Consider the following 6,102-nt stretch of genomic DNA (forward strand, 5'->3'; position numbering starts at 1 on the left):
CCCGACCCCAAATGGTAAAGGCGGAAGTCAGCGCGATCGTGACGAGGATGCTCGGGCTGAAGCGCGACCTGTCGGATTTCTACAAACTCGCTCGTCGCGACACGCATCTGCGTGAGCTGGCCGAGCGTTTGCGAGGAATGAAGCCGGTGCGATACGCCACCGTGTTTGAAGGATTCGCGAACGCGGTCGCGTGCCAGCTCGTGTCGCTGAGCGCGGGAATGCACGTGCTCAATCGGATTGCCGAGGCGTGCGGAGTGCCCGGGGTTGAGCGCGTGGCGGCGCCGATGCGATCATTCCCTCTCGCGGCCACGATTGCGCGCTCGACTCCCGACGCTATGCGCGCGCTGGGCCTCAGCAGGCAGAAGGGTGAATATCTGATCGGTCTCGCACAGATGGCGATCGATCCGAAGGATCGCGATTTCGCATCGATCGAGCGGCTCGGCGACGACGACGCGATCGCGCGCCTCTCGAAGATTCGCGGCGTCGGACGCTGGACCGCGGAGTACGTGATGCTGCGCGGCTTCGGGCGGATCAACATTTTCCCGGGCGACGATGTCGGCGGACGCAACAAACTGTTCGAATGGCTCGGGGTGGGCGACGCGCCGACTTACGACCGCGTCGGCAAAATGCTCGAGCGGTGGCATCCGTACGGTGGACTCATTTATCTTCACCTGATTGTCAACGCAGTCGCCGACGGCGGCCACGTGGCGGCCTGAAACGGACGGGAGGTTTGGGTGCTTGCATATGTCCTGATTGCGATTGGCAGCGCGCTCGGCGGGATGGGACGGTATTTTGTTTCCGGCGTCGTCACGACATTTACCGGCGGCACGTTTCCATACGGCACGATGCTCGTGAATATCACGGGATGCCTGGTGATTGGATTTTTCGCGACGTTGACGGGTCCAGATGGGCGCTTGCTGGTCGGCACGCCGGCGCGCCAGTTCGTGATGATCGGAATCTGCGGCGGCTACACGACCTTCTCGAGTTTTTCGCTCGAGACGCTCTACCTGATGCAGGCGGGCGAGTGGATGCCGGCCGCATTGAACGCAGCCGGTTCGGTTGTGCTGTGCCTCGTGTCAGTATGGATAGGCTTCGTCGCCGCGACGGCGCTTAATCGGGGAGTGTAGTGATGCAAATCCCACGCGATGCGGTGTTGTTGAGAATTTTTATCGGCGAGAGCGAACGCTCAGACCACAAGCCGCTGTACGAAGCGATCGTGCTGAAGGCGCGCGAGCTTCAACTCGGCGGCGCGACGGTCCTGCGCGGCCCGATGGGCTTTGGCCGATCCAGCCATCTGCATTCGGCCAAAATTCTGCGGCTGTCGGAGGACCTGCCGATGATCATTGAGATCGTCGACAGCCAGGCGAAGATCGACGCGTTCCTGCCTGTACTGGACAAGATGATGGGCTCCGGGCTGATCACGGTCGAGAAAGTACAGGTACTACAATACGGCGACGGCAAATCGAAAAATTGAGCGAGGAGTAGAGACGTGGAAAAAAAATATATCAATCCGGATACGCTGATGACGCCCCGCGGCTTTACGCAAGTTGTGACGATAGCGGGCGCCTCGAAGTTGGTCTTCATTTCGGGCCAGGTCGCAGTGGATAAGGAAGGCAAGCTGGTCGGGCCGGGTGACCTGAAGGCGCAGATTCGACAGGCCGCCAGCAATCTGAAAGCTGCGCTGACCGCTGCAGGAGCCACCGCCGCTGACATCGTGAAAACCAATACCTACATCGTGAACTACAAGCAGGCGGACTATTCCGCGATGCGCGAGGCGCGCGCGGAGCTGTTTCCTGAAGGCGAGCCGCCGGCCTCGACGATGGTGGGCGTGACGTCGCTCGCAGTGGACGGGCTGATGGTCGAGATGGAAGCGATCGCGGCGGTGAAATGAGCGGCTGGGCGACGGTCGGGTTCTGACGGGGCTGGCGCCAGGGTCCGGAGGCTGGAATTAACCCCGGACTGCCCCCATGTTATAATTTCTTACAATTTGATTCGTTCGTGCGGTCATAGTAGACAGTAGGGTTCATCGGCAGAGCCGCCGACGGAGGGAGCCTGACTTGCAGGGAACGCAAACGATGGAGGAAATTATAGTGGAAGCAGAAGCGCAACCTCTTGTTGCATCGCGTCGGGGGACGGGGACGATGACCAGTATCGAGGAACAATATCGCGGCGTGACCGAAAAATCCGCGCAGCTCGCCAAGCGCGCCGAACGCGTAATGCCTGGCGGTGACACGCGTACCACGACCAATTACAAGCCCTACCCGCTCACCCTCAAGCGCGGCGAGGGACCGTTCCTGTGGGACGTTGACGGCAACAAGTACGTCGATCTGCTCGGCAATTACACCAGCCTCGTTCACGGCAACGCGTATCCGCCGATCGTCGAGGCTGCGACCAAGGCGGTCAAGGACGGCAGCTCGTGGCCGGCGCGCTCGGAAGCGCAGACCGACCTGGCGACGCTGTTGTGCGAACGCGTCGAGTCGGTCGAGCGCGTGCGATTTTGCAATTCAGGAACCGAGGCCGGGATGCTCGCGGCGCACGTCGCGCGACGCCTCACCGGCCGCAAGCTCATCCTGATGGCGCGCTACGGCTATCACGGATCGTACGACGACCTGGAAGTCGGGCTGGCCGGCCTGGACGGCGAGCGCACGATGCTCGCTGACTTCGGCGAGGCGACGGCGTTCGAGGCGTTGCTGTCGGAGCGAGGCGCGGAAATCGCGGCGGTGTTTCTCGAGCCGGTACTCGGATCAGCGGGAATCGTTGAACCGCCCGCGGGATTTCTCGAGCGCGTGGCTGAAGCGACGCGTCGCGCGGGCGCGATGTTCATCCTCGATGAGGTAATCACGCTGCGCTTGGCCGAAGGCGGCGGGCAGCAGATTTTCGAGGTCAAGCCGGACCTGACGATGTTCGGCAAGATCATCGGCGGCGGATTCCCGGTCGGCGCGATCGGCGGCAGCGAAGAAGTAATGTCGACCTTCGACCCGCGCAATCGCGGCTCGATTTTTCATTCGGGCACTTTCAACGGCAATCCCGTCACCTGCGCGGCCGGCAGCGTATCGATACGCGAACTGACGAAAGCGCGAATCGACAAGATGGCCAAGCAAGCCGAGCGGCTTGCGGCAGAGCTCGCGCGCGCGGCGCGCCAGGTGGATCTGCCGTTTTCCGTGCAGCACTGTGGATCGCTACTGAACGTATTTTTCCTCAAAGACGCGCCGCCTGCGACGATTGCCCGCGAGGACGCGCGCGCGATCGCCAATTTCCATCTGGCGGCGCTCAACCAGGGGCTGTTCCTCGCGCCGCGCGGGATGATCGCGCTCTCGACCGTGATCACCGACGAAGTGCTGAGCGAGATTTGCGAGCGCGCTGCGAAAGCGATGGCTGACGTCGCGCAGGCCGGCGAATAACCACGGCGTCAGCACACAGCTTGTCTTAAACGACGGAAACCCGCGTTGTCACCATCGCGGGTTTTTCTTTTCCCTTGTCGTTTATCGTCGTGACGCGAAATTGACGCGCTCCCGTCACGCGAAATTTGTCGCGCCGAAAAATCCCATTCATCGCGCCGTCACGTTCCCCGGTTAGTCTCCGCGTTGCGGACCGAGTTGGTCCGCGCGCAACCACATACCAGGGAGGAATACTCATCATGCGAGGAACCAAGCTACTCGTGCGCGCTGTCATTACGCTCGCGATCACGTCGATCTGCGCGGGGCCGGCGATGGCGAAGCCGCCGATGCCGTCAACGACGATGACACCGATCCAGCACGTCGTGGTGATCTTTCAGGAGAACGTGTCGTTCGACCATTACTTCGGCAGTTACCCAAACGCGACGGACTTCGTCGCGCAACCCGGGACTCCGACCGTGAACGGATTGACCGGCTCGCTGTTGAGCAACAATCCGAACGCAGGCAACGCCGCCAACGGCGCCAGCGCCATCAATCCATTTCTTCTCGATCGCAGCCAAGCGTCGACCTGCGACCAGGATCACAACTACGGCGACGAGCAGAAGGCCTTTGACATGGGCCTGATGGATCTGTTCCCGGCCAGCGTTGGTGTGGGAGGAAGCGCCTTCTGCAACCCGTTCTATTCGTACGGAAAAGGCAATGGCATCGTGATGGGCTACTTCGACGGCAACACCGTCACGGCGATGTGGAACTACGCGCAGAACTACGCGCTGAACGACAGCTTCTACGGAACGACCTTCGGGCCGTCGACGCCGGGCGTATTGAACCTGGTCGCCGGTAACACCTCTCCCGCGACGCTCACAGGAACCTCGACCAGCGTCGTGGACGGGACGCTGGTATCCGATCTCGATCCCACGGGCGACCCGTGTTCGAATCAGACCACCAACGTCGCGATAGGCGGTCAGAACATCGGCAACCTACTGAGCGCGCAGGGATTGAGCTGGGGTTCGTTCATGGGCGGCTTCGATTTGACTATCACGAATCCTAATGGAACAACCGGTTGCCATCGGTCGAGTCCGGCGACTCCCGCCAATAGTCTCACGGTTCCCCCGGCCGCTAGCAACTTTACCGCCGACTACATACCGCATCATGCCTTCTTCCAGTATTTCAGCAGCACCGCGAACCCGATGCACACGCGGCCCAGCGTTCCGCCGAGCGAGTACGGCACCAGCGCGGACACCGGGGCTAACCACAACTACGACATCCACGACTTTTTCGACGCGCTTAATGCGGGCAATCTGCCGGCAGTCAGCTTCCTCAAGGCCCCGGCCAACATGGACGGTCATGCGGGCTACTCCGACCCGCTGATGGAGCAGGAATTCGTGGTCAACGTCATCAATACGATCCAGAACTCCGATTTCTGGAGCAACACTGCCATCGTGATCACCTGGGACGATTCCGACGGCTGGTACGATCATCAGATCGGGCCAATCATCAACTCGTCGGCGGTCCTGCAAGCGAGCAGCGCGGCGCACAGCGATGAGCTGAACGGCCCCGGCAAGTGCGGCAACGGCACTCCGCTCGACGGCATACAGGGCCGATGCGGCTACGGACCGCGAATTCCGATGCTGGTGATCTCGCCCTTCGCCAAGTCGAACTTCGTCGATCACACTTTGACCGACCAGAGCTCGATCATCCACTTCGTCGAGGACAACTGGAACCTCGGAAGGATCGGCAACGGTTCGTTCGACGCGATTTCCGGATCGATTGAGAACATGTTCGACTTCACGCAGAAGCTGAACCCGGGCCATCGCAACCAACTATTCCTGGATCCTTCGACTGGAGAGGTGACCGGCGGACACAAATAGACACGGTCATCTGGATTTGAAATCGAGGCGGGCGCGTGCCGATACGCGCCCGCTTCATTTTGTGGCTGATTCCGGGAGCGACTACGCTGCCTTCAGTTCCGACGTGCAGTGCGGGCATCGCGATGCGGCGAGCGGGATCGTGGTAGCGCAAAACGGGCAATCCTTGGTGTTGGCTGGTTGCGGTTTGTCGGCCCCGGTCAGGTGATTAATCCATCTGACGAGAAGGAAGACAGCGAACGCGATTATGACGAAATCGATGATCGTGTTGAGGAACAATCCAACGTTCAGCGTCGGTGCGCCCGCCTTCTTCGCATCCGCAATGGTGGCGTAGTGCTTCGACGACAGGTTGACGAACAGGTTCGAGAAATCGACCGCGCCGAGCGCCAGCCCGATCGGCGGCATCAGGATGTCGGTGGTAAACGAGGTCACGATTTTCCCGAACGCGGCGCCGACCACGAAGCCGACCGCGAGATCGATCACGTTGCCCTTGATCGCGAATGCTTTGAACTCCGAGAGTATCGACACGATGCGTCCTCCTTCGTTGGGCTGGATTGGTGAGGAGCCTCGCTTACAAAAGCACCAGAACGCGACCAAGTAAAACGGGCTGACTGATGCTGGATTGACATTCCAGAAACGCTTCTGGTACCCGATGTAGTAACGCGCGGATTCAGGAGGCCAGCCGATGGGAGCAGTCCATATAAAGGATGAAGAGCGGGTCGGGTCGCAAGCGAAATACAAGCTCGAACCTTCCGTCTATCTTCAGAAGCTCTACGAATCCGGGACTCCTGACCTCGGCTGGATGAACCAGATGGGCGAATGGGGCGTGCGCGCAAAGCCCG

At 60.8% G+C, this 6,102-nt stretch carries 7 protein-coding genes; 6 read left to right on the plus strand and 1 reads right to left on the minus strand.

Annotation, left to right across the window (positions count from 1 at the left end):
• From VIW95_RS11395 to VIW95_RS11420, 6 genes are all read left to right on the plus strand, one after another.
• Positions 1-716: hypothetical protein (locus tag VIW95_RS11395; RefSeq protein WP_331586520.1), on the plus strand; the 716-nt coding region annotated here is incomplete at its 5' end.
• 63 nt (positions 717-779) lie between these two features.
• Positions 780-1,127, plus strand: coding sequence for a fluoride efflux transporter CrcB (crcB, locus tag VIW95_RS11400; RefSeq protein ID WP_349259319.1), 348 nt, complete (start codon positions 780-782; stop codon positions 1,125-1,127).
• A 2-nt stretch (positions 1,128-1,129) separates the two neighbouring features.
• Complete coding sequence (locus VIW95_RS11405) at positions 1,130-1,474, plus strand: DUF190 domain-containing protein (protein ID WP_331586524.1); 345 nt, start codon at positions 1,130-1,132, stop codon at positions 1,472-1,474.
• A gap of 15 nt (positions 1,475-1,489) precedes the next feature.
• Positions 1,490-1,891: a RidA family protein gene (locus tag VIW95_RS11410; RefSeq protein WP_331586527.1), complete on the plus strand. Its 402-nt coding sequence runs from the start codon at positions 1,490-1,492 to the stop codon at positions 1,889-1,891.
• 250 nt (positions 1,892-2,141) lie between these two features.
• Positions 2,142-3,401 (plus strand): aspartate aminotransferase family protein, encoded by a 1,260-nt coding sequence (locus tag VIW95_RS11415; protein WP_331586529.1) that lies wholly within the window; start codon positions 2,142-2,144, stop codon positions 3,399-3,401.
• A 236-nt stretch (positions 3,402-3,637) separates the two neighbouring features.
• Positions 3,638-5,263 carry an alkaline phosphatase family protein gene (locus tag VIW95_RS11420; RefSeq protein ID WP_331586531.1) on the plus strand — a complete coding sequence of 542 codons (1,626 nt, stop codon included), beginning with the start codon at positions 3,638-3,640 and terminating at the stop codon, positions 5,261-5,263.
• An 81-nt stretch (positions 5,264-5,344) separates the two neighbouring features.
• Here the strand turns inward: VIW95_RS11420 and mscL are convergent, their stop codons facing one another.
• Positions 5,345-5,782, minus strand: a complete 438-nt coding sequence (gene mscL, locus VIW95_RS11425; protein ID WP_349259320.1) for a large conductance mechanosensitive channel protein MscL — start codon at positions 5,780-5,782, stop codon at positions 5,345-5,347.
• Positions 5,783-6,102 lie beyond the last annotated feature (320 nt).

Source organism: Binatus sp. (SeqCode) (assembly GCF_036522015.1).
Classification (GTDB): Bacteria; Desulfobacterota; Binatia; order Binatales; family Binataceae; genus Binatus.

Coding starts and splice junctions, on each gene's coding strand:
- VIW95_RS11415 (WP_331586529.1), top strand. CDS start 2,142: ATGACCAGTATCGAGGAACAATATCGCGGCGTGACCGAAAAATCCGCG.
- VIW95_RS11405 (WP_331586524.1), top strand. CDS start 1,130: ATGCAAATCCCACGCGATGCGGTGTTGTTGAGAATTTTTATCGGCGAG.
- crcB (WP_349259319.1), top strand. CDS start 780: ATGGGACGGTATTTTGTTTCCGGCGTCGTCACGACATTTACCGGCGGC.
- VIW95_RS11420 (WP_331586531.1), top strand. CDS start 3,638: ATGCGAGGAACCAAGCTACTCGTGCGCGCTGTCATTACGCTCGCGATC.